The sequence below is a fragment of the Pantoea sp. X-Soil-ISGK-355 genome, assembly GCF_059730805.1.
Genome location: NZ_AP035971.1, coordinates 3,260,291 through 3,284,034, shown reverse-complemented (window position 1 = coordinate 3,284,034; position 23,744 = coordinate 3,260,291). Strand labels below are relative to the sequence as shown.

16 protein-coding genes and 3 tRNA genes are annotated in these 23,744 nt (G+C 57.3%); 14 read left to right on the top strand and 5 right to left on the bottom strand.

The genetic code is table 11. The features are described from left to right. Window positions 1-8 precede the first annotated feature (8 nt). The 11 genes from ptsP (at window position 9) to recD (ending at window position 17,784) form a co-directional block, all read left to right on the top strand. Window positions 9-2,255 carry a phosphoenolpyruvate--protein phosphotransferase gene (gene ptsP, locus AC6I8J_RS15020; RefSeq protein WP_161732866.1) on the top strand — a complete coding sequence of 749 codons (2,247 nt, stop codon included), beginning with the start codon at window positions 9-11 and terminating at the stop codon, window positions 2,253-2,255. Window positions 2,256-2,388: 133 nt separating this feature from the next. After that, complete coding sequence (gene lgt, locus AC6I8J_RS15015) at window positions 2,389-3,270, top strand: prolipoprotein diacylglyceryl transferase (RefSeq protein WP_033733822.1); 882 nt, start codon at window positions 2,389-2,391, stop codon at window positions 3,268-3,270. Next, a complete protein-coding gene (thyA, locus tag AC6I8J_RS15010; protein WP_260060040.1) occupies window positions 3,267-4,061 on the top strand; it encodes a thymidylate synthase in 795 nt (264 codons plus the stop codon). Before lgt ends, thyA begins: the two co-directional genes overlap by 4 nt. A 188-nt stretch (window positions 4,062-4,249) precedes the next feature. Beyond that, window positions 4,250-4,720 carry a prepilin-type N-terminal cleavage/methylation domain-containing protein gene (locus AC6I8J_RS15005; RefSeq protein WP_161732862.1) on the top strand — a complete coding sequence of 157 codons (471 nt, stop codon included), beginning with the start codon at window positions 4,250-4,252 and terminating at the stop codon, window positions 4,718-4,720. Next, a complete protein-coding gene (locus tag AC6I8J_RS15000; RefSeq protein WP_161732860.1) occupies window positions 4,717-5,244 on the top strand; it encodes a prepilin peptidase-dependent protein in 528 nt (175 codons plus the stop codon). The genes AC6I8J_RS15005 and AC6I8J_RS15000 overlap by 4 nt, the downstream gene beginning before the upstream one ends. After that, entirely contained in the window at window positions 5,241-5,645 is a 405-nt protein-coding gene (locus AC6I8J_RS14995) for a DUF2509 family protein (RefSeq protein ID WP_161732857.1), read from the top strand. The genes AC6I8J_RS15000 and AC6I8J_RS14995 overlap by 4 nt, the downstream gene beginning before the upstream one ends. Then, window positions 5,605-5,931 carry a prepilin-type N-terminal cleavage/methylation domain-containing protein gene (locus AC6I8J_RS14990; protein ID WP_237566690.1) on the top strand — a complete coding sequence of 109 codons (327 nt, stop codon included), beginning with the start codon at window positions 5,605-5,607 and terminating at the stop codon, window positions 5,929-5,931. The genes AC6I8J_RS14995 and AC6I8J_RS14990 overlap by 41 nt, the downstream gene beginning before the upstream one ends. Window positions 5,932-6,032: 101 nt before the next feature. Next, window positions 6,033-9,410, top strand: a complete 3,378-nt coding sequence (recC, locus tag AC6I8J_RS14985; protein ID WP_161732855.1) for an exodeoxyribonuclease V subunit gamma — start codon at window positions 6,033-6,035, stop codon at window positions 9,408-9,410. A gap of 108 nt (window positions 9,411-9,518) precedes the next feature. Further along, on the top strand, window positions 9,519-12,410 hold the full coding sequence (gene ptrA / locus AC6I8J_RS14980; RefSeq protein WP_285087919.1) for a pitrilysin: 2,892 nt from the start codon (window positions 9,519-9,521) through the stop codon (window positions 12,408-12,410). Next, entirely contained in the window at window positions 12,407-15,946 is a 3,540-nt protein-coding gene (gene recB, locus AC6I8J_RS14975; RefSeq protein ID WP_260060038.1) for an exodeoxyribonuclease V subunit beta, read from the top strand. The genes ptrA and recB overlap by 4 nt, the downstream gene beginning before the upstream one ends. Next, the gene (recD, locus tag AC6I8J_RS14970) at window positions 15,943-17,784 is read left to right on the top strand and encodes an exodeoxyribonuclease V subunit alpha (RefSeq protein WP_161732849.1); all 1,842 of its coding nucleotides are present in this window, start codon (window positions 15,943-15,945) and stop codon (window positions 17,782-17,784) included. Before recB ends, recD begins: the two co-directional genes overlap by 4 nt. A gap of 47 nt (window positions 17,785-17,831) precedes the next feature. On the opposite strand, the gene argA is transcribed toward recD, so the two are convergent. Then, window positions 17,832-19,160: an amino-acid N-acetyltransferase gene (gene argA, locus AC6I8J_RS14965; RefSeq protein WP_013358908.1), complete on the bottom strand. Its 1,329-nt coding sequence runs from the start codon at window positions 19,158-19,160 to the stop codon at window positions 17,832-17,834. Window positions 19,161-19,392: 232 nt separating this feature from the next. Here argA and amiC point away from each other — a divergent pair, with 232 nt between their 5' ends. After that, entirely contained in the window at window positions 19,393-20,637 is a 1,245-nt protein-coding gene (gene amiC, locus AC6I8J_RS14960) for an N-acetylmuramoyl-L-alanine amidase AmiC (RefSeq protein WP_161732847.1), read from the top strand. Window positions 20,638-20,746: 109 nt separating this feature from the next. On the opposite strand, the gene AC6I8J_RS14955 is transcribed toward amiC, so the two are convergent. The 3 genes from AC6I8J_RS14955 to AC6I8J_RS14945 form a co-directional block, all read right to left on the bottom strand. Continuing rightward, window positions 20,747-20,823: transfer RNA gene (locus AC6I8J_RS14955), tRNA-Met, on the bottom strand. Between the two features lie 54 nt (window positions 20,824-20,877). Next, a tRNA-Met gene (locus AC6I8J_RS14950) sits at window positions 20,878-20,954 on the bottom strand. 64 nt (window positions 20,955-21,018) lie between these two features. Further along, window positions 21,019-21,095: transfer RNA gene (locus AC6I8J_RS14945), tRNA-Met, on the bottom strand. Window positions 21,096-21,298: 203 nt separating this feature from the next. Here AC6I8J_RS14945 and mltA point away from each other — a divergent pair. Further along, window positions 21,299-22,447 carry a murein transglycosylase A gene (gene mltA, locus AC6I8J_RS14940; RefSeq protein ID WP_161732845.1) on the top strand — a complete coding sequence of 383 codons (1,149 nt, stop codon included), beginning with the start codon at window positions 21,299-21,301 and terminating at the stop codon, window positions 22,445-22,447. 48 nt (window positions 22,448-22,495) lie between these two features. After that, a complete protein-coding gene (gene tcdA, locus AC6I8J_RS14935) occupies window positions 22,496-23,308 on the top strand; it encodes a tRNA cyclic N6-threonylcarbamoyladenosine(37) synthase TcdA (RefSeq protein WP_497825524.1) in 813 nt (270 codons plus the stop codon). Here the strand turns inward: tcdA and csdE are convergent. Continuing rightward, window positions 23,287-23,742: a cysteine desulfurase sulfur acceptor subunit CsdE gene (gene csdE, locus AC6I8J_RS14930; RefSeq protein WP_497825523.1), complete on the bottom strand. Its 456-nt coding sequence runs from the start codon at window positions 23,740-23,742 to the stop codon at window positions 23,287-23,289. The two genes, tcdA and csdE, sit on opposite strands and share 22 nt — an antisense overlap. Between the last annotated feature and the right edge of the window lie 2 nt (window positions 23,743-23,744).

The following is a 23,744-nucleotide window of genomic DNA, read 5'->3' as shown; positions in this document are numbered from 1 at the left end:
CGCCCTTTATGCTCACTCAGTTGCGCGAAATTGTAGAAAAAGTGGCGAGTGCGCCGCGTCTCAATGAAGCACTCGACATCCTGGTCAATGAGATCTGTCTGGCGATGGATACGGAAGTCTGTTCCGTTTACCTCGCCGACCACGATCGTCGCTGCTATTACCTGATGGCGACGCGCGGCCTCAAAAAACCGCGTGGCCGCACCGTGACGCTGGCGTTTGACGAAGGTATCGTCGGTTTAGTGGGCCGTCTGGCCGAACCGATTAACCTTGCTGACGCCCAGAGTCACCCCAGCTTTAAATATATCCCCGCAGTCAAAGAGGAGCGCTATCGCTCCTTCCTCGGCGTGCCCATTATCAGCCGTCGTCAACTTCTTGGCGTGCTGGTGGTGCAGCAGCGCGAACATCGTCAGTTTGATGAAAGCGAAGAGTCATTCCTGGTTACGCTCGCCACTCAGATGGCGGCGCTGCTGTCGCAGTCTCAGATGGGGCAGCTATTTGGTCAGTTCCGGCAGACACGGGTGCGCGCTATTGCGGCAGCGCCTGGCGTAGCGGTGGCACCCGGCTGGGTCGATGAGACGCAGCCTCTGCTCGATCAGGTTTCAGCCGCCTCAACGCTGGATGTGCAGCGTGAACGTGAGCGTCTGTCGCTTGCCATGAGCGAAGCAACCAATGAATTTCGCCGTTTCAGCAAACGTTTCAGCGCCAGCGCACAGAAAGAGAGCGCGGCCATTTTCGATCTCTACTCTCACCTGTTAACCGATGCCCGGCTGAAGAAAGATCTGTTCGACGAGATCGAGCACGGATCGGTCGCGGAGTGGGCCGTGAAACAGGTGATCGAGAAGTTTGCTGAACAGTTCGCCAGCCTGACTGACAACTATCTGCGTGAACGCGCAGGCGATCTGCGGGTGCTGGGTCAGCGTCTGCTGTTTCACCTCGATGATACCCTGGTCGGCACCAATGCCTGGCCGGAACGCTTTGTGCTGGTCGCCGATGAGCTGACCGCCACCAGCTTAGCGGAGTTGCCGCAGGAGCGGCTGGCGGGTGTGGTAGTGCGTGACGGCGCGGCTAACTCCCACGCGGCGATCCTGACCCGCGCCATGGGCATTCCGACGGTAATGGGCGCTGACATCCAGCCCCATCAGCTCAACAAACGCCTGCTGATTGTTGATGGCTATCGCGGTGAGCTACTGATCGATCCCGAGCCGGTGCTGGTGCAGGAGTATCAGCGGCTAATCAGCGAAGAGAACGCGCTGAGCAAAATGGCGGAAGGCGTGGTCGATCAGCCGGGTGAGCTGAAAAGTGGCGAACGTATTCAGGTGATGCTGAATGCCGGATTAAGCCCGGAACATGAACAGGCGCTGGGCAGCTGGGTCGATGGCATCGGCCTCTACCGCACCGAAATCCCGTTTATGCTGCAGAATGGCTTCCCGTCGGAAGAGGAGCAGGTAGCGCAGTATCAGGGCATGTTGCAGCTGTTCCACAACAAGCCGGTAACGCTGCGAACACTGGATGTGGGAGCAGACAAACAGCTGCCTTACATGCCGATTAGTGAAGAGAATCCCTGCCTGGGCTGGCGCGGCATCCGCCTGACGCTCGACCAGCCGGAAATTTTCCTGGTGCAGGTGCGCGCGATGCTGCGCGCCAATGCCGCCTCCGGCAACCTCAGTATCCTGCTGCCGATGATCAGTCATATCGACGAGATCGACGACGCAAAACAGCTGATTGAGCGCGCCGGACGCGAAGTGGAAGAGATGCTGGGCTATACGATTCCCGCGCCGCGTATTGGCATCATGATCGAAGTGCCGTCAATGCTGTTTATGATCCCGCATCTGGCGTCACGGGTCGATTTTGTCTCGGTCGGCACCAACGACCTGACGCAGTATCTGCTGGCGGTGGATCGTAACAACACCCGCGTCGCGAACCTGTACGACTCGCTGCATCCGGCGATGCTGCGCGCACTGAATGCGATCGCGCAGGAAGCCCGCCTGGCCAATCTGGAATTGTGCCTGTGTGGTGAAATGGCGGGCGATCCGATGTGCGTCGCGCTGCTGGTCGGCCTGGGGTATCACCATCTCAGCATGAACGGTAAAAACGTACCGCGCGTGAAGTATCTGTTGCGTCATCTGGATCACGAAGAGGTGCAGAAGCTCAGCGAGCAGGGGATGAATGCCGACACCGCCACCGAAGTTCGCCATCTGGTCTCGGCCTTTATGGAACGGCGCGGGCTGGGTGGATTGATTCGCGGCGGTCGCTAACTACGAAGCCAGGCGGGTTATCCGCGTTTACATTTGCAAGACAATTCACAAAACCGGCTGTGCTATGATGCGCAGCCTTAATTTATGTGCCTGACAACGCCCCTTTTCAGGGTTGAAAAATAGACGGTGAATGATGAATAACGGCTATATTGCATTTCCGCAGTTCGATCCGGTGATCTTCTCGATCGGACCGGTTTCGCTTCACTGGTACGGTCTGATGTATCTGGTGGGCTTTGTTTTCGCCATGTGGCTGGCAGTACGCCGCGCCAATCAGCCAGGCAGCGGCTGGAAAAAAGAGGAAGTTGAGAACCTGTTGTACGCCGGTTTCCTGGGCGTCTTCCTGGGCGGGCGTATCGGCTATGTCCTGTTCTACAACTTACCGCTGTTCCTTGAAAATCCTCTCTATCTGTTCAAAGTCTGGGATGGCGGCATGTCGTTCCACGGTGGCCTGATCGGAGTGATTGTGGTGATGCTGATCTTTGCCCGCCGCACTAAACGTAATTTTTTCCAGGTTTCGGATTTCATTGCGCCGCTGATCCCGTTTGGTCTGGGTGCCGGTCGTCTTGGCAACTTCATTAACGGCGAGCTGTGGGGACGTGTCGATCCGGGCTTCCGCTACGCCATGCTATTCCCGGGTTCACGCAGCGAAGATGTTGCGCTGGCCGCCACCAATCCACAATATCAGGAACTGCTTAACACCTACGGCGTACTGCCACGTCATGCTTCGCAGCTCTATGAACTGGCGCTTGAAGGTGTGGTGCTGTTTATCATTCTGAACCTGTTTATTCGCAAGCCGCGCCCGATGGGCAGCGTCTCAGGCCTGTTCCTGATTGGCTACGGTGCCTTCCGTATAATCGTTGAGTTCTTCCGCCAGCCGGATGCCCAGCTTGGCCTGTTTGAAGGCGGAATCAGTATGGGGCAGATCCTTTCTGTGCCGATGATTGTTGCCGGTATTATTATGATGATCTGGGCGTATCGTCGTCGCCCGCAGCCACAATTTCGCGAGGAAAAATGAAACAGTATCTGGATTTAATGCAACATGTGCTGCAGGAAGGCACACCAAAAGCTGACCGTACCGGCACCGGTACGCTTTCAATTTTTGGTCACCAGATGCGTTTCAATCTGCAGGATGGTTTTCCGCTGGTCACCACCAAGAAATGCCATATCCGCTCCATTATTCATGAGCTGCTGTGGTTCCTGAAAGGTGACACCAACATCGGTTATCTTAAGGAAAACAACGTCTCCATCTGGGACGAGTGGGCAGATGAGAATGGTGACCTTGGCCCGGTGTATGGCAAACAGTGGCGCAGCTGGGGAACGTCCAGCGGTCAGGAAATTGACCAGTTAAGCCAGGTGATGGAGCAGCTGAAGCGCGATCCTGACTCACGCCGGATTATTGTTTCTGCCTGGAACGTCGGCGAACTCAGCGAGATGGCGCTGGCCCCCTGCCACGCGTTCTTCCAGTTCTACGTAGCGGACGGCAAGCTCTCCTGCCAGCTTTATCAGCGCTCGTGCGACATCTTCCTGGGCCTGCCGTTTAACATCGCCAGCTATGCGCTGCTGGTGCATATGGTGGCGCAGCAGTGCGATCTGCAGGTAGGCGACTTCGTCTGGACCGGCGGTGACACGCACCTCTACAGCAATCATCTGGAGCAGGCGCGCCTGCAGCTGACCCGCGAGCCGCGTCCGCTGCCAAAGCTTAAGATCAAACGCAAACCAGCGTCACTGTTTGACTATCAGTTCGACGATTTCGAGATTGAAGGCTACGATCCGCATCCCGCGATCAAAGCGCCTGTCGCCATCTGATCCGCAGTAAACGATAACGCCCTGGCAACTTCGCCGGGGCTTTTTTTTGCCTGCAAACCGGTAAATTTGCGGCACCGCTCGCACGCTTCTGCCACTGCCTGTTTGCGGGGGATGATTCTCTGCGGCACGCTTTCCAGCCTGTCACAACGCCTGTTGTTTCCCCCGTTCATCACCCGCACTCTGTCTTCATGAAAACAGCACACTTACGCGGTTTTACCCTGCCGGAACTGCTGCTGGTGATGGTGATTACCGGCATGCTGAGCGTTGCTGCGCTGCACGGCTGGCAGCGCTGGCAACAGCGGCAGCAACTGCGCGACAGCGCTCAGCAATTGCAGGGATTCCTGCTACGACTGCGCGCCCAGGCCAACCGGCAAAATAGCGATCTGGTATTATGGTCACAGCCTGGCAATCCCTGGTGCATCGGTGCCGGCAGCCGCCCCGTTACGGGGTGTGATCAAGGGAAAAGGTTGCATTTCATCGTGCCGCACGCGGGCGTTGCACTCTATGACATTCGGGGCGAGCCGGGCTTCTATGGCCGCCGCAATGTCGCTAAAGCGGGCAGTATTGAGCTGGGGAACAGCGCCGGACGCATGCGGCTGATTATCTCAGCCAGAGCCCGAATTCGCCTCTGCATAACGGATGAGGAGACGTGCCGTTGAAAATCGACGGATTCAGCCTGCTGGAGATGCTAATCGCCATGGCAATCAGCGCCGTCGTGATGCTCAGTACCGGTCGTTTTCTGCCGCTGCTGCTGGCGGAGAATGCGGGCGTGCTGCAACAGGCGCAGCTGCGTCAGGAATTACAGCAGATTATGGTGACGCTGGAAAAGGCGGTGCGGCGTGCCGGTTATTGTCACGGTGAGTGCGGCAGTGGCGCACTGAAAATCAGCGAGCACTGCCTGCTGCTGCGCTGGGATGAGAACAGCAATGGTAAATGGGAACCGGTGGGTCATGCAGAGAGTGACTATTACGGCTTTCGCCTGCGCCAGCAGCAGCTTGAGATGCAACGCGGTGTTGACCAGTGTCAGTCAGCGGGCTGGGAGCGGCTCTCCGATCCCGCATTCATGACAGTGGAGCAGTTCGGCATCAGCCAACAGGGCGCTCAGATCAGGATAGTGCTGCAGGGGCGGGCCGGACGCTGGCTTGAAACGGTGGAGAGTTGGGTGGAGGGCGCGAACCTGTGAAGCAGCGGGGCAGCAGTGCGCTGGGCATGGTGTTAATGATTATGGTGATCGGCAGTTTTACGCTACATGCAAGCCGAAAGATGTCTGAGCAGGGAATGCGACTGCTGGCGGATGAGCAGCAGTTTATTCAGGATTTCTGGCGGGCACAGTCGGCGCTGCAATGGGGGCTTTCCCTGAGCTGGCCAGCGACGGAGTCAGCCCTGTGTCAGCAGGATGATCGCCAGGGCTGGCGCAGCTGTTTACAGCGAGGTGAAAAGGATGAAGGTCTGCTTAAAGGTGAGGCCAGCGGCAGTGGCATGGCGGTCTGGCATTGGATACGTTTACGGGGCAATCAGATTAGCGCGCTGCCGCACGGCTGGATTGACTATTGCCCGCTCACGTCCCCGGCAACCTGCCAGTAAATGCGGCGGATTCAGTCTGCCGGAAGTGTTGTTTGCTCTGCTGTTAATGGCATTAAGCAGCAGCACGCTGTTGCACTATCATCGCGCACTGGCGCTGGGATTCAGTCAGCAGTGGTATCAGCGCGAGGCATGGCGGGTGGCTGAGCAGGGACTGGCAGGGCATGACGTTGCCGGGTGGACATCGACGCTGCAACAGCAGAGCGGCCCTTCAGGCTGCACCCTGGAGCGGGCTGACGTGAAGGGGCCTTTTCAGCGCAACGCTACGCTGACGCGCCTGCGATGTTAAAGGTCGTGGGTCGCCCTTTTGATGGGTTTCAACCGCGATACGCGGTAAAGTGACAGAGCCGCAATACCGCAGTCACGTTCTGAGTTATCACAGGAGTTTTCATGTTTCACGTTTATCACTCAAATCAGCTTGATGTGCTGAAGATTCTGGCGGCGGCGGTGATTAAACATGACCCTCTTGATGATCCTTTCGCCTCAGAAATGGTGCTGGTGCAGAGCCCGGGAATGGCGCAATGGCTGCAGATGGAGCTGGCGCAAACCTTTGGCATTGCCGCCAATATCGAATTTCCGCTGCCTGCCAGTTTTATCTGGGAGATGTTCGTCCGCGTACTGCCCGATATCCCGGTAGAAAGTGCTTTCAGCAAGGCCAGCATGGGCTGGAAGCTGATGCACCGGCTGCCAGTGATGCTCGAACATGAAGAGTTTGTCTCTTTACGCCACTATCTCCATGACGACGGCGACAAACGAAAACTGTATCAGCTCAGTTCACGCGTGGCCGATCTGTTCGACCAGTATCTGGTTTATCGTGCCGACTGGCTCAACAGCTGGGAACGTGGCGAAACCATTGAGGGGCTGGGTGAAGCGCAGCGCTGGCAGGCCGCACTGTGGCGTGATCTGGTAACTTATACCCAGGCGCTGCGCCAGCCCGAATGGCACCGTGCCAACCTCTATTCGCGATTTATTCAGACGCTGGAGCAGGCGAAAACCACGCCAGAAAATCTGCCGAAACGGGTCTTCATCTGTGGTATCTCTGCGCTGCCGCCAGTCTATCTGCAGGCGTTGCAGGCGCTGGGACGTCACATCGACATCCATCTGCTGTTCACCAATCCCTGCCGCGACTACTGGGGCGACATTCAGGATTATGCGTTTCTGGCGAAACTGCAGAGCCGTCAGCGCCGACGTCATGGTGCCGATGAATCACGCGGACTTTTCCGGGATGCAGAACAGGCACCGGCACTGTTTAATGACGCTGGCGAACAGCAGCTCACTAACCCGCTACTTGCCTCATGGGGCAAGCTGGGGCGCGATAACCTGTATCTGCTCAGTCAGATGGAGTCAAACGACGATATTGATGCGTTTGTGGATGTAGAACCGGATAACCTGCTGCACTGCATGCAGCACGATCTTCTCAACCTGCAGGATAACGCCATCATCGGACTGAATGCGGCGGAACTGGCGCATAGCGATAAGAAGCGCTGTCTGGATCCGGATGACCGCTCTATTGTGGTTCAGGTCTGCCACAGCGCTCAGCGTGAAGTCGAAGTATTGCAGGATCATCTGCTGGCGATGATGGAGACCGATCCGACGCTGAAAGCGCGTGACATTATCGTCATGGTGGCAGACATCGACGCCTACGCGCCGTTTATTCAGGCGGTGTTCGCCAACGCGCCCCCTGATCGCTACCTGCCGTTTGCGATTTCAGACCGGAGGGCCAGTCAGGCGCATCCGGCCATTGTGGCATTTCTGAATCTGCTGGCACTGCCGGACAGCCGTTTTGTCTCAGAGGATGTGCTGGCGCTGCTGGATGTCCCGGCGCTGGCTGCTCATTTCTCTATTGATGAAAGCGGCCTGCGCTTACTCCGGCGTTGGGTCAGCGAATCGGGTGTGCGCTGGGGGCTGGATGATGCCAGCGTGGAAGCGCTGTCACTCCCGATTACCGGCCAGCACACCTGGCGCTTTGGCCTGCAGCGCATGCTGCTGGGCTATGCGATGGAGAGCCACAACGGTGACTGGGAAGGGATTCTGCCTTATGACGAGTCGAGTGGTCTGGTGGGGGAACTGGCGGGACATCTGGCTGAGCTGCTTTCCCGGCTTAATCACTGGCGGCAGCTGCTGGCCGAACCCCGTCCGCTGGTCGCCTGGCTGCCACTGTGCCGGGAATTGCTGAATGCCTTTTTCAGCCCTGATGCAGAAACCGAGGCTGCTCTGCTGCTGGTGGAAGAGCAGTGGCAGCAATTGATCGAATATGGCATGGATGCGCGCTTTGAAGAGGCGATTCCGGTGGCGCTGCTGCGCGATGATTTACGTAGCCGGCTTGATCAGCAGCGCATCAGCCAGCGTTTTCTGGCTGGACAGATTAACTTCTGCACCCTGATGCCGATGCGCTCCATTCCTTTTCAGCTGGTCTGTCTGCTTGGCATGAACGACGGCGTCTATCCCCGGACCCTGGCACCGTTAGGCTTTGACCTGATGCAGCAGCAGTCCCGCAAAGGCGACCGCAGCCGCCGCGATGATGATCGCTACCTCTTCCTGGAGGCGATGATTTCGGCACAGCAGCAGCTCTATATCAGTTATATCGGCCGCGCGATACAGGATAATACGGAACGCTACCCTTCAGTACTGGTCACAGAACTGCTGGATTACATTGGTCAGAGTTTTTATCTGGAGGGTGACGGTCATCTTGAGCTGGATGAGAGTGCCGCGCGGGTGCGGATGCACCTGCAGCACCTGCACAGCCGGATGCCATTTGCCGCGGAAAACTTCCAGCCGGCTGCCAGACTCCAGAGCTTCGCCCGTGAGTGGCTGCCTGCCGCGCAGGGAGCAGGGCAGCCGCAACCCGCTTTTGTTCAGCCGCTGGAAGCGCCGCTAATTGACGCGCTCACGCTGGAGGCGTTCCTGCGCTTCTGGCGACATCCGGTCCGCGCCTGGTTCCACCAGCGGCTCGGCGTGAGTTTCTGGCTGGAGGAGAACGAACTGCCCGACAGCGAGCCATTTGCCCTGGACAATCTGGAGCGTTACCAGATCAATGCGCAACTGCTGAATGCCCTGGTCGAAGGCGAGGATACTCAGCGACTTTATGCGCACCATCGTGCGGCCGGTAATCTGCCTTATGGCGCTTTCGGTGAGCTGTTCTGGCAGGCGCAGCGCGATGAGATGCAGGAAGTAGCGGCAGAAGTGGTCACCCAACGCAGCGACGGCGAGAGCTGGGAAGTGAATCTGCAACTGGAGCAGATCAGCTTAACCGGCTGGCTGACGCAGGTACAGAGTGATGGATTGCTGCGCTGGCGGCCTGGCGTGCTCAACATGAACGACGGACTGTTACTCTGGCTGGAGCATCTGGTCTACTGCGCGCTGGGCGGCACCGGCAGCAGCCGGATGTTTGGCCGGCAGCAGAGCCGCTGGTGTTTCCTCGCCGTACCGCAGGCTGAGGCGATCGCTGCGCTGAATGAATATGTCGCAGGCTATCTCGCGGGTATGCGCCAGCCGCTGATGTTGCTTAACAAGAGTGGCGGCGCGTGGCTGACCGCCAGCTATGACAAAAAAAGCCAGCAGTTGCTGACCGATGAAGCGACGCAGCTCAAAGCGCGTAATCGACTGCTGACCGCCTGGCAGGGTAACTATCAGGTGGAGGGCGAGGGCGGCGATCCCTATCTGCAGCGTCTTTGCCGTGTGCTGGATGAGCCACAACTACAGCAGATAACTGAGGCGGCACAGCACTGGTATTTACCAGTGCTGGCTGCACATCAGGATGATGAATAGCAGGTCAGAAGGCATTTTTGCTAACTGGCTTATTACACAGAAATTTTGCTCTGCTTTGAGCCGCCGGGTACGTCATTGGCGGTTTATCGGGAAACGAGAGGGGTTTACATGCGGGTATACGCACGCTGGATAGCGGCGCTATTGTTAAGCCTGGTGGCTTGTACAGCACAGGCGCAGACATCATCAGGCTGGCAGCCAGTTAACGACACCATTCGCAAAAGTGAACAGGATCCTCGCCACTATCAGGCGATCCGGCTCGACAACGGGATGACCGTGTTACTGGTTTCCGATCCTGTCGCACCGAAATCGCTTGCGGCGCTGACGCTGCCGATAGGATCGCTGGACGATCCTGATCAGCAGGCGGGACTGGCACACTACCTTGAGCATATGGTACTGATGGGCTCAAAGCGCTACCCGCAGCCGGACAACCTGGCCGAATTTCTGAAAAAGCATGGCGGCAGCCACAACGCCAGCACGGCCTCTTACCGCACCGCCTTTTATCTGGAAGTGGAAAACGATTCGCTGGAACCGGCGGTTGATCGCCTGGCGGATGCGGTGGCTGAGCCGCTGCTGGATCCGGTTAACGCCGATCGCGAACGCCACGCCGTGAACGCCGAGCTGACGATGGCGCGCTCGCGCGATGGCCTGCGCATGGCCCAGGTGGGCGCTGAAACCCTGAACCCGGCGCATCCGGCGTCACGTTTCTCGGGCGGCAATCTTGAAACATTGAAAGATAAGCCCGGCAGCAAACTGCACCAGGCGCTCCTGGATTTTTATCACACCCATTACTCTGCGAACCTGATGAAGGCGGTGATCTACAGCAACAAACCGCTGCCGGAGATGGCATCGATTGCGGCCAGAACCTTTGGCCGGGTGCAAAATCATGACGCCAGCGTGCCGGAGATTACGGTGCCGGTAGTGACGGATGCGCAGCAGGGCATCATTATTCATTACGTTCCGGCCCAGCCCCGCAAGCAACTCAAAATTGAATTTCGCATTGCCAATAACAGCGATCGCTTTCGCAGTAAAACCGACACGCTGATTAGCTATTTAATCAGCAACCGCAGCAAAAATACGCTGACTGACTGGCTGCAAAAGCAGGGGCTGGCCGACGGGGTCAATGCGGGCGCTGACCCGATGACTGAGCGTAACAGTGGCGTATTTGCGATTACCGCGTCACTCACCGACAAAGGCCTGGCTCAGCGTGACAAAGTGGTAGCGGCCATATTCAGCTACATCAATCTGCTGCGTCAGCAGGCCGATGATAAGCGCTATTTCGATGAAGTTTCACACGTGCTGGCGCTCGACTTTCGCTATCCCTCCATCACCCGCGATATGGATTACATCGAATGGCTGGTTGATACCATGCTGCGCGTGCCGGTTGAACACACGCTGGATGCGCCTTATCTGGCGGATCAGTACGATGCTGCCGCGATTAAAGCCCGGCTGGAAGAGATGACCCCTCAGCATGCGCGTATCTGGTATATCAGCCCGCAGGAGCCGCACAACAAAACAGCCTATTTTGTGGATGCGCCTTACCAGGTTGAGAAAATCACATCACAAACCTTTGCCGACTGGCAGCAGCGCGCCAGCCAGATCACGCTGGCGATGCCCGTGCTGAACCCCTATATCCCGGACGACTTCACCCTGTTGCCGTCAGACGGAAAAACGTATCAGCATCCGGTGAAGTTGGATAACAATGACGGTATGCGCATTTACTGGATGCCCAGCCGTTATTACGCCAGCGAACCTAAAGCGGCGATCACGCTGGCATTACGCAATAAAAACGCCATCAGCGACGCCCGTCAGCAGGTACTGTTTGGCCTGAATGACTACCTCTCCAGCCTGGCGCTGGATGAGCTTAACTCGCAGGCCTCCGTGGGCGGCATCAGCTTCTCAACCGGTGAAGATGAGGGGCTGGTTTTCAGTGCCAACGGCTTCACGCAGCGCCTGCCGACGCTGCTAAAGAAACTGGTTGAGGGTTATGCCACCTTCCAGCCGACAGAGCAGCAGCTGGAGCAGGCCAAATCCTGGTATCTGGAGCGGCTGGACGCGGCAGAAAAAGGCAAGGCGTTTGAGCAGGCGATTCAGCCGATGCAACTGCTGTCGCAACTGCCTTATACCCAGCGCGAGACTCGCCGCAAGCTGGTAAGCACAATCTCACTTAAAGATGTGACGACCTATCGCGATACGCTGTTCCGCGATGCGACGCCAGAGATGCTGGTGGTGGGTAACCTTAGTGCTGACAGCGTGACGCAGCTGGGACATGAGCTTAAGCAACAGATGCAGAGTAATGCGACCCGCGACTGGCACAGCCAGTATGTGACCATAAAAAAATCGCTGAAAGCCAACCTGCAACAGCAGGGCAGCAGCACCGACTCCGCTCTTGCCGCTCTCTATGTTCCACTGGGATACGGTGAATATCAGAGCATGGCGCACAGCTCGATGCTGAGCCAGATCGTTCAGCCGTGGTTCTACAATCAGCTGCGTACTAAAGAGCAGCTCGGCTATGCGGTCTTTGCCTTCCAGATGCCGGTGGGCCGCCAGTGGGGTGTGGGCTTCCTGCTGCAAAGTAACAGCAAACAACCGGCCTGGCTGTTGCAGCGTTACAAAGCCTTCTATCCACAGGCAGAAAAACGATTACGCAGCATGAGCCAGGCAGATTTTTCCCAGTATCAGCAGGCGATGATCAATGATTTGCAGCAGCGTCCTCAGACGCTCTTTGAGGAAGCGGATCGTTTTAGCCGCGACTTTGATCGCCAGAATGATCACTTTAATACCCGGCAAAAAGTGATCGAGCAGGTTCAGCAGTTAACCCCGACCAGCCTGGCAGACTTTTTCCGGCAGGCCGTGATTGAACATAAGGGCATGGTAATGACCTCGCAGATTGCCGGCACCGGCACCGGCAAAACTGAATTTGCCCGTCAGCCTGGCTGGAAAACCTGGAATGAAGTGGCGCAATTGCAGCAGTCGCTGCCGGTAAAGAGTGAGACCCAATGACGCAGTTACCTCCCGTATCGCTGAATCCTTTAACGCTGCCGCTCAGAGGCGAGCGGCTGATTGAGGCGTCAGCGGGCACCGGAAAAACCTTTACCATTGGTCTGCTCTATCTGCGCCTGCTGCTAGGGCTGGGCGGAGAAAACGCTTACAGCCGCCCGCTTTCGGTAGAAGAAATCTTAGTGGTGACCTTCACCGAAGCCGCCACTGCGGAACTGCGCGGGCGAATCCGCGAGAATATTCATCAGTTACGTCTGGCCTGTATCCGCGGCAAAAGCAGCAATCCGATGCACCAGTTACTGCTGGATCAGGTGCCTGATCTCAGTCAGGCGGCCGCGCAGTTGCTGGCTGCTGAGCGGCAGATGGATGAAGCCGCTATCTTCACCATCCATGGCTTCTGTCAGCGGATGCTTAATCTCAACGCCTTTGAATCGGGCATGCTGTTTGAGCAGGAGTTAATTGAAGATGAGCAGGCGCTGCTGAAGCAATCGACCGCTGATTTCTGGCGTCGCCAGTGCTACCCACTGACGCTTGATGTGGCGCGCATTATCGCTGCAGAGTGGAGCGGGCCTGACAGTCTGTTGACCACGCTGCGCCCCTGGCTTCAGGGAGAATCACCCAGCCTGAAGCATCCGCCCGCAGCCGATGAGACGCTGGCGTCACGCCACGCCCGTAACCTGGCGCGCATTAAGGCTATCAAACAGCAGTGGCAGGCGCTTAGCGCCGATGTGGAAGGCATGATCAGTGCTTCTGGCGTGGATAAGCGCAGCTACAGCAGTAAACATCTGCCCAACTGGGTCGCAAAAGTCACGCAGTGGGCCAGCAGTGAGACGCTGGATTATCAACTGCCGAAAGAGCTGGAGCGCTTTGGGCAGCAGGTGCTGGATGAGAAAACCAAAAAAGGCGACGCCCCGCGACACTCGTTGTTTGAGGCGATCGATCAGTTTCTGGCTGAACCCTTGTCGCTGCGCGATGTGATCATCGCGCAGGCGCTGACCGATGTGCGTGCCACGGTGCAGCGCGAGAAGCGGTTACGTGCGCTGTTAGGCTTTGACGATCTGCTCAGTAAACTGGATGAGGCGTTGCAGCAGCCTGGCGGCGTGTTGCTGGCCGAAACCATCCGGGCGCGTTTCCCGGTGGCCCTGATTGATGAATTCCAGGATACCGATCCACAGCAGTATCGCATCTTCCGCACGCTCTATATTAATCAGCCGGAGCAGGCGCTGTTTCTGATCGGCGATCCCAAGCAGGCAATCTACGCATTTCGCGGCGCGGATATTTTTACTTATCTGCGGGCCAGAAGCGAAGTCAGTGCTCACTACACACTGGATACCAACTGGCGTTCTTCACCTGAGATGGTCGGGAGCGTCAACCGCCTCTTTTCTCAGCTTGATTCGCCTTTCCTCTTCTCGGCGATCCCCTTCCAGCCGGTTAAGCCTGCCGCACCAAACGAGTCACTGAAGCTGATTTTTGACCAGCAGCAGCAACCCGCATTACGTTTCTGGCTGCAGCCTGGCGAGGGCGTCGGCAACAGCGACTACCAGCAGTTTATGGCGCAGCAGTGTGCCGCCGATATCAGCCGCTGGCTGGTGGCAGGACAGCAGGGACGTGCCTGGCTGGGTAAAGGTGAGGCGCTGCAGCCGGTGCGGGCTTCCGATATCACCGTGCTGGTACGCAGTCGCAATGAGGCCGGTTTAATCCGCGACGCGCTGAATGCGCTGTCGATTCCGTCGGTCTATCTCTCCAGCCGGGACAGCGTCTACACCACGCCGGAAGCGCGCGAATTACTCTGGTTGTTGCAGGCGATACAGGCACCGGAACAGGAACGGCTGCTGCGTAGCGCGCTGGCGACGTCGATTTTTGCCATCGATGCGGCGACGCTGGACGCGTTAACTCAGAATGAGCGCGAGTGGGATGCGCTGGTGGAGCAGTTTGCCGTCTGGCAGCAGCTGTGGCATCAGCGCGGCGTGTTACCGATGCTGCGTGATGTGATGATCAAGCGGCAACTGGCGGAGAATATGCTGGCCTCGGAGAACGGTGAACGTCGCCTGACTGACCTGATGCATCTGGGTGAACTATTGCAGGAAGCCTCGGTGCAGCTGGAGAGTCCGCACGCGCTGGTGCGCTTCCTGGCGCAGCAGATTGCCCGGCCCAACAGTCAGGCCTCCAGCCAGCAGCTGCGTCTGGAAAGCGACCGCCATCTGGTGCAGATCATCACCATCCATAAATCAAAAGGGCTGCAGTATCCGCTGGTCTGGCTGCCGTTTGCGGCCGGATTCCGCGAGGCGGCCAGCGCGCTCTATCACGATCGCGACAACTTCACGGCGCTCCTGGATGTGCAGGGTGATGCGCAGAGTCTGGCGCTGGCCGAAGAAGAACGGCTGGCAGAGGATCTGCGTCTGCTCTACGTGGCGCTGACCCGTTCGGTTTATCACTGCAGCGTTGGCATTGCACCGCTGATCAAAGGCACCCGTAAAAAAGAGGGTGAAAGCGATCTCCATAAAAGCGCGCTGGGCTATCTGGTACAGCAGGGTCAGGCGGTCGATGCGCAGCAGCTCAGCCAGCGACTCAATGCATTAACCGGTGAAGGGATTGCACTGGTTGAAGAAGATCTGCTGCCGGGCGAAATGTGGCAGGATGCGCAGCAGGGCGACGAGGCGTTAAGCAGCCGCGACGTGACGCGCGCCCTGGCGGATGTCTGGCGAGTAACCAGTTACTCCGGTCTGCAACAGCATCACAGCTCGCCACTGCTGGATGCGTTACCTAACTTCGATATCGATGCAGCGGGCGAAGAGGAGAGGGGTGAAGAGTCGGCGTTGACGCCGCACCATTTTCCGCGTGGTGCAGCACCCGGCACCTTCCTGCACGGTCTGTTTGAGTCGATCGACTTTACCGAACCGCCGGATCGCATCTGGCTGGAGGATCAGCTGCAGCACAATGGTTACCCACTGAGCTGGTTACCGGTTCTGGAACAGTGGATCGATCGGGTCTTACATACGCCGCTCAATGCGGAGGGACTGACGCTGTCGGCAATAAAAAGCAGTGAACGGCTCATCGAGATGGAGTTTTATCTGCCGATCAACAATCTTCTGACGGCGGCGGATCTTGATGATCTGCTGCGTCGTCACGATACACTTTCTCAGCAGGCCGCTCCGCTGGATTTTCGCCAGGTGCGCGGCATGCTGAAGGGCTTTATCGATCTGGTCTTCCGCTGGCAGGGAAAATATTATCTGCTGGATTACAAATCGAACTGGCTGGGGGAAAGTCACGCCGCTTACACCCCCGAAGCGATGGCGCAGGCGATGATTGGCCACCGCTACGATCTGCAGTATCAGCTCTATACGCTGGCGCTGCATCGCTATCTGCAGCATCGCCTGCCGGACTACAACTATCAGCAACATTTTGGCGGGGTGTTTTATCTGTTTTTACGCGGGATGGATGGCAGCTCGCCGGACAACGGCATTTTTGCTACCCGGCCTTCCGAAGCTTTTGTGGAAGAGATTGATGCGTTGTTTGGTGAAACCGGGGAGATGTTATGAGTGACATGCTGAGTCTGCTGCTGCAGGCGGTTGAGAAGCGTCTCCTGCGGCCGCTGGATATCCAGTTTGCGCGTCTGGTGGCGACAGAATCACAGCCTGCGCTGCTGCTGGCGGCTGCCTGCGTCAGCGCGGAGGCGGGAGAAGGGCACGTCTGTTTACCGCTGAGCAACCTCTGTGAAGATAGCCTGTTTGCGGGGCGTCAGCCTGCGCTGGCTCAGGCCATCTGGCAGGCGGCTGGCGCGCCGGATGACTGGCCATCACGCCTGGCAGACTGGTCGGCCGTCAGTGACGGCAGCCGGGTGACACCGCTGGTGCTGAGTAACCAGCGTTTATATCTGCATCGGCTATGGTACAGCGAAGGCCGGGTCGCCGACTTTTTTGCTGCACAGGAAATCAAAACTGCGTTTGATATGCGTGCCGCAGGAGACGTGCTGAACAGCCTGTTTGGCGACCAGCCGGAGAACTGGCAGAAAATTGCTGCGGCCGTGGCGCTGACCCGCAAGACGGCGGTCATTTCCGGCGGGCCGGGCACCGGTAAAACCACCACCGTGGCGAAACTCCTCGCCGCCCTGATTCGCCTGAATCCCGGCGCGCTGCGGATTCAGCTCGCGGCACCGACCGGTAAAGCTGCCGCACGGTTGACCGAGTCGCTGGGCCGGGCGCTGCAGGAACTGGTAGTCAGCGACGAAGAGCGGCGGCGTTTTCCCGCCGAAGCCACCACGCTGCATCGTCTGCTGGGCGCGCAGCCCGATACCCAGCGGTTACGCTACCATGCCGGCAATCCGCTGCATCTTGATGTGCTGGTAGTGGATGAAGCGTCAATGGTCGATCTCTCGATGATGGCAAAGCTGATCGCCGCGCTGCCTGCCCATGCCCGCGTGGTGTTTCTGGGCGACCGCGATCAGCTCGCTTCGGTTGAAGCGGGTGCGGTGCTGGGCGACATCTGCCGCTGCACGGAAAGCGGCTACAGCCAGGCGCGGGCAGAACAGCTTGCCCTGCTGACTGGCTGCACGCTGCAGGGCAGTGACAACAGGCAGGCACCAGTCGTGCGTGACAGCATCTGCCTGCTGCAGAAAAGTTATCGTTTTGACGCTTCATCCGGCATCGGGCAGCTGGCAAAAGCGATCAATCGTGGTGATGCAGAGCAGGTCAGGGCGGTGTTTGCTGCGGCCCATGAAGATGTCAGTTTTCAGACGCTGAACAGCGCGGAAGCCTATCAGGTGATGCTGGATGAGGTCGCACAGGGCTATCAGCCCTTCCTGCAACTTATCCGCCGACAGGCACCGCCTGCTGAGGTGATTGCTGCATTTGGTCGTTATCAGCTGCTGTGTGCACTCCGTGACGGGCCATTTGGCGTGCAGGGTCTGAACCAGCGCATTGAGCAGCGACTGATGCAACTGCAGCGCATCCGGCGTCCTGGCATGGGCAGCCGCTGGTATGAAGGACGTCCTGTGATGATTACCCGAAATGACAGCGCGCTCGGCCTGTTTAATGGCGATATCGGCATTACGCTGCGGGATGAAGAGGGTAACCTGAAGGTCTTTTTCCCGCTGCCGGATGGGTCAATCAAGGCGATCCAGCCGAGCCGGTTACCTTCACATGAAACGGCCTGGGTAATGACGGTGCATAAATCGCAGGGGTCGGAGTTCGACCACACTGCGCTGGTGATGCCGACGCAGTTTCTGCCGGTGCTGACCCGCGAACTGGTGTATACCGCGATTACCCGCGCACGTAAGCAACTGACTATTTACAGCGAACCGGGCGTATTTCAGCGAGCCGTGCAGTTGCAGACGCAGCGACGCAGCGGTCTGGTGGAGCGACTGGGTGAAACCAGCTGAGAAAAAGGGGACAGTCCACAACGGGGGCCTGTCCCTTCGGGATGAAATCAGGTGAGGTCGGCCATCAGCACCTTGGAACGGCGCTGATAGTTGTACATCTCTTTTTTACTCTCGGGCAGTGACTCAATATCAACCGGCGTAAAGCCGCGCTCCTGGAACCAGTGGATGCTGCGCGTGGTTAACACAAACAGCTTTTGCAGTCCCATCTGCTTCGCCTGCAACGCTACGCGCTGCAGCAACATCTCACCGCGTGAAGAGCTGCGATAGTCAGGATGAACCGCCACACAGGCCATTTCACCAATCTTCTCATCCATAAACGGATAGAGGGCGGCACAGGCGATGGTCAGATTGTCGCGCTGAATAATCGTGAACTTATCTATCTCCATTTCCAGTTGCTCACGTGAGCGACGCACCAGAATGCCTTGTTGCTCCAGCGGACGGATCAGTTCGAGGATACCGCCGATGTCGTTGATATTGGCGCGACGGATCTGCTCGGCCGACTCCATCACGATCTGCGTACCGATACCGTCGCGTGAGAAGAGCTCCTGCAACAGCGCGCCATCTTCCTGATAGCTGATGAGATGGCTGCGGCGCACGCCACTGCGGCAGGCTTTCACCGCGCCACGCAGGAAGCGGACCGTACCAGAAAGATAATCACCTTCCTTTTCAATCTCGTCGATGCGGGCCTGTGCATCGTTCGGGAACAGCTCGGAGATGATTTCACCATCGCTGTTCAGCACGCCCTGCTCGGAGCAGAAACCGATCATTTTTTCCGCTTTGAGCTTAATTGCCAGCTGGGTAGCCACTTCTTCTGACGTCAGATTAAAGCTTTCGCCGGTCACAGAGACTGCAACCGGACCCATCAGCACGATGGCATCGTTATCCAGCTGGCGATGAATCGCCTCTTCATCAATACGACGGATACGCCCGCTGTGGCAGTAATCCACGCCATCATCCACGCCCAGCGGCTGTGAAATAATGAAGTTGCCGCTGACCACATTGATATGCGCGCCCTGCAGCGGGGTATTGTTAAGACTCATTGAAAGGCGGGCAGTGATATCTAACTGCAACCGACCAGCAGCCTGCTTCACTAACTCCAGCGATTGCGCATCAGTCACCCGGGTAAATTTATGATAAACCGGTTCCAGTTGCTGCTGAGCCAGGCTGGCGTCTATCTGTGGCCGTGCGCCATAAACCACCACCAGGCGGATGCCCAGGCTGTGCAGCAGGCCGATGTCGTTAACGATGCCAGAGAAGTTCTCATGCTCAATCGCTTCGCCACCCAGCATGATGACAAAGGTTTTACCCCGGTGGGCATTGATATAGGGAACGGTATGGCGAAAACCCTGAACCAGTTCGGTACTACGTTCCTTCACGGCCAACCCTCAGTGAATGTTTATTCGTATTTTCTGTATTTTTATTCTTTTACGCCCGATTTTGCAAGCCTTAATCCTGACGAAAATTTACGTTTTTATGGGTGTCAAAGCCGCTAACAGCCTGCATTATTTGGGGTTTCCAGGGTGACATCATCCTGCGGATTGGATAAAGTTTTCGCCGCCATTTGATTAACTGGCGCTTTTTTAGACATAACACAGCAGCTGGAGCGGCATGTCAGACGGTAATTCCCATTTTTCACGCAGACGATTTTTACAGGGGACAGGCGCCTTACTGTTGCTGAGCGTCAGCCGTACAGGGCTGGCGGCAAAGAACCACATTGTGGCGGTGCGTATCTGGCCCTCATCCACTTACTCGCGCATGACGCTGGAGTCCAGTGTCGCGCTGAAATACAAGCAGTTTGCGCTGAGCAATCCCGAACGACTGGTAATCGATATTCAGGGCCTGCATCTTAATTCGACCCTGAAAGGGGTGGATAAGCAGGTTCGGGTCGACGATCCCTTTATCAAAAATGCCCGGGTCGGCCAGTTCGACAGCAACACGGTGCGCGTTGTTCTGGAGCTGAAGCGCAACGTCGCACCGAAGATCTTTAATCTGGCACCGGTCGCTGGTATCAATCACCGGCTGGTGGTCGATCTCTACCCGAGCCAGGACCATGTGGAAGACGATCCGCTGCTGGCCCTGCTGAAAGATTATAATCAGGGCGATCTGGAGAAGGATGAAGGGGTGCAGGCGCCGTTACCCGGCAAAGCGGGACGCGATCGTCCGATTATCATCATGATTGATCCCGGCCATGGCGGAGAAGATCCTGGCGCGCACGGCAAATATAAGACGCGCGAGAAAGATATTGTGCTGAAGATCGGACGGCGACTCAAAGCGCTGATCGATAAAGAGTCCCACATGAAAGCCTATATGACGCGCAACGAGGATGTCTTTATTCCGCTGCGTGTCCGGGTCGCCAAAGCCCGTAAACAGCGCGCCGATCTCTTTGTGTCTATTCATGCTGATGCCTTTACCAGTCGGGCAGCACGCGGCTCTTCGGTATTTGCCTTATCAACCAGCGGTGCCACGTCAGCCGCCGCCCGTTTCCTGGCGCAGACCCAGAATGAATCAGACCTGATTGGCGGCGTCAGCAAAAGCGGCGACCGCTATCTTGATCACACCATGTTCGACATGGTGCAGCGTCAGACGATTCACGACAGCCTCAGGTTTGGTAAAGAGGTGCTGCATCGCATGGGGCGCATCAACCATCTGCATAAACGCACCGTGGATCAGGCGGGATTTGCGGTGCTGAAAGCGCCGGATATCCCGTCAATCCTGGTAGAGACCGCGTTTATCAGTAATGTGGAAGAGGAGCGAAAGCTGCGAACCACCCGCTATCAGCATCAGGTTGCAGAGGCAATTCTGGAAGGCATCAGGGCTTATGTGAAGAGTGGGGCGGCGCTGGCCCATCGGTAAAGGTGTGCGGGTAGTCACGACTATCCGCGCATTTATCTGCGGGGAGAGGCCTGAGAGGAATTTGCGAACGGCAGAAACAAAAAAACACCCTTTCAGGTGTTTAAATGATTGGTTGCGGGGGCCGGATTTGAACCGACGACCTTCGGGTTATGAGCCCGACGAGCTACCAGGCTGCTCCACCCCGCGTCCGTATCATACTTTTTTCACATTGTGACTTCTGTAAAACTGCTGCAGAAGTATTGGTTGCGGGGGCCGGATTTGAACCGACGACCTTCGGGTTATGAGCCCGACGAGCTACCAGGCTGCTCCACCCCGCGTCCGTATTGCTTCTATTACTTTTACTTCTCACACTGTGACTTCTGAAAACTACTGCAGAAGTATTGGTTGCGGGGGCCGGATTTGAACCGACGACCTTCGGGTTATGAGCCCGACGAGCTACCAGGCTGCTCCACCCCGCGTCCGTGGAAGCGCACTATACTCTCCGCGCTAATTCATGCAACCCCTTTTTAAAGATAAAAGCCAAATTAACAGCCAGTTGCTGAAGGATTCAACCATATGGCTAATTATTGAACTGATATGCGCCAGGTCAAAGCGGATGCATTTCATTCTGTCGGGGGCTTTGCTATCGTCGCGGGGCGAACAGTTATAAAAAGAGAAGATAATGAAATCACATTGGGTGAAGTATGCACTCACTGGCGCGTTAATCACGCTGCTGGCGGCCTGTAGCTCTAAACCGACCGATCGCGGTCAGCAATATAAAGATGGCAAACTGGAACAGCCGCTGGCGCTGGTGAATCAGCCCAATGCTAAAGGCGCACCGGTTAATGGCAAAGACTTTGGCGATCAGGTGCGCCAGATTCAGTCCGCCTCATCCGCTCTTTATAATCGTCAGAACGGCACCTACAGCGCAATTGAAAGCTGGCTGATGGCAGGCGCCGATACCCGGCAGCTTCGTCAGTATGGCCTGAACGCGTGGCAGATGGAGGGCACGGACAACTACGGTAATGTGCAGTTCACCGGTTACTACACGCCGGTCGTGGAAGCGCGCTACACCCGGCAGGGCGAATTCCAGTATCCGATCTACCGTATGCCGCCGCGCAAACGCGGAGAGAAATTACCGAGCCGCGCCTCTATCTATAGTGGCGGACTTGATGACCGCTACGTCATTGCCTACAGCAACTCGCTAATTGATAACTTCATGATGGATGTGCAGGGCAGTGGTTACGTCGACTTTGGCGATGGCCGCCCGATGACCTTCTTTGGTTACGCCGGTAAAAATGGCTGGGGCTACCACAGTATCGGTAAAGAGCTGATCGACCGCGGTGAAGTGAAGCGGGAAGATATGTCGATGCAGGCGATTCGCCAGTGGGCGCAGGAGCACTCACCGCAGGAGGTGCGTGCGCTGCTGGAAACCAACCCGTCATTCGTCTTCTTTAAAGCTGAGCCGTTTACGCCGGTGCGCGGTGCCAGCGCTGTTCCGCTGGTAGCGAAAGCCTCGGTGGCCTCTGACCGATCAATTATTCCGGCAGGCACCGTACTGCTGGCGGAAGTGCCGCAGTTGAATGAGAAGGGCAAATTCAACGGCAAATATGAGATGCGCCTGATGGTGGCGCTCGACGTAGGTGGCGCGATTAAAGGACAACACTTTGATATCTATCAGGGTATCGGCCCGGACGCCGCGCATCTGGCGGGCTTCTATAATCACTACGGCCGCGTCTGGGTGATCAAAGCCGCGCCGGGTGCCGGACAGCCGCTGTTCTCCAGCCCGCAAAACGGTAATAATGGTTCACTGCTTCTCGGCTCTAACTAATTTCTTCTCTGCGGGCCTTCGGGCCCGCACGACGTAACAGGTTCAACTATGAAAGTGTTAAACGACGCCTGGCATCAGCGCTTTGGCGGCACGGCGCGTCTCTATGGCCAGAAGGCGCTGCAACGTTTTGCTGACGCACACTTCTGCGTCATCGGTATTGGCGGCGTCGGCTCCTGGGCAGCGGAAGCGCTGGTGCGCACCGGCATTGGTAAAATCACCCTGATAGATATGGATGACGTCTGCATTACCAACACCAACCGACAGCTTCATGCGCTGCAGGGTAACGTCGGTAAAGCCAAAACGGAGGTGATGGCCGAGCGGCTGCGGGCGATCAATCCGGACTGCGACGTGATCTGCATTGATGACTTTATCACGCCCGAGAACACCGCCGAACTGATGGCCGCCGGTTTCGACTATGTGATCGACGCGATCGACAGCGTGCGGCCTAAAGCGGCGCTGATCGCCTGGTGTCGCCGGAATAAGATCCCGTTGATCACCACCGGTGGCGCGGGTGGGCAGATTGATCCGACCCAGATCCAGGTCGCCGATCTGGCAAAAACCATTCAGGATCCGCTTGCGGCGAAGCTGCGCGAACGCTTGAAAAGCCTGGGCGTGGTGAAAAACAGCAAAGGCAAACTCGGCATCGACTGCGTTTTTTCGACTGAAGCGCTGGTCTATCCGCAGGCCGACGGCAGCGTCTGTGCTTCACGCAGCACGGCAGAGGGTCCGAAGAGAATGGATTGCACATCCGGCTTTGGCGCGGCAACCATGGTGACCGCCACCTTCGGCTTTGTGGCCGTTTCGCATGCGCTCAAAAAATTTCTGGCGCGCGCCGCCCGTCAGGATGCGGTCAGCGCCTGACGCGCGGCATGCTCTACCGCAGCGGCCAGCGCCTGCAGGCCGCTGCTGCGGGAGGCGCTGAGCTGGGCGCGCAGGCCGAGTTCATCAAACAGGGCTAAGGGATCGATGACCAGCAATTGCTGCGGCGTCTGGCCCTCAACCGCAGTCAGCATCACGGCCAGCAGGCCGCGCACAATCCGTCCTTCACTATCACCATAGAAGTGCAGTGAGCCATCCTCACATAACTGGCTGCCCAGCCAGACCCGGTTTTCACATCCGTTCAGTTCAATTTCCGCCGTTTTCAGTTCCTCCGGCAGGGCAGGCAACTGGCGGCTCAGCTGGATCAGCTGGCGATAACGATCTTCCCACTGATGAAAGCGGCTGAAACTCTCTTTCAGACTGGTAACGGTAATCTGTTCGCCAAACGGGTGTGGTGCTAACAGCGATGAACACATAA

Bases quoted from the DNA above. Each gene is read 5' to 3' on its own strand.
- ptsP (WP_161732866.1), top strand. From the start codon at position 9: ATGCTCACTCAGTTGCGCGAAATTGTAGAAAAAGTGGCGAGTGCGCCG.
- lgt (WP_033733822.1), top strand. From the start codon at position 2,389: ATGAATAACGGCTATATTGCATTTCCGCAGTTCGATCCGGTGATCTTC.
- thyA (WP_260060040.1), top strand. From the start codon at position 3,267: ATGAAACAGTATCTGGATTTAATGCAACATGTGCTGCAGGAAGGCACA.
- AC6I8J_RS15005 (WP_161732862.1), top strand. From the start codon at position 4,250: ATGAAAACAGCACACTTACGCGGTTTTACCCTGCCGGAACTGCTGCTG.
- recC (WP_161732855.1), top strand. From the start codon at position 6,033: ATGTTTCACGTTTATCACTCAAATCAGCTTGATGTGCTGAAGATTCTG.
- ptrA (WP_285087919.1), top strand. From the start codon at position 9,519: ATGCGGGTATACGCACGCTGGATAGCGGCGCTATTGTTAAGCCTGGTG.
- recB (WP_260060038.1), top strand. From the start codon at position 12,407: ATGACGCAGTTACCTCCCGTATCGCTGAATCCTTTAACGCTGCCGCTC.
- recD (WP_161732849.1), top strand. From the start codon at position 15,943: ATGAGTGACATGCTGAGTCTGCTGCTGCAGGCGGTTGAGAAGCGTCTC.
- amiC (WP_161732847.1), top strand. From the start codon at position 19,393: ATGTCAGACGGTAATTCCCATTTTTCACGCAGACGATTTTTACAGGGG.
- mltA (WP_161732845.1), top strand. From the start codon at position 21,299: ATGAAATCACATTGGGTGAAGTATGCACTCACTGGCGCGTTAATCACG.
- tcdA (WP_497825524.1), top strand. From the start codon at position 22,496: ATGAAAGTGTTAAACGACGCCTGGCATCAGCGCTTTGGCGGCACGGCG.
- csdE (WP_497825523.1), bottom strand. From the start codon at position 23,742: ATGTGTTCATCGCTGTTAGCACCACACCCGTTTGGCGAACAGATTACC.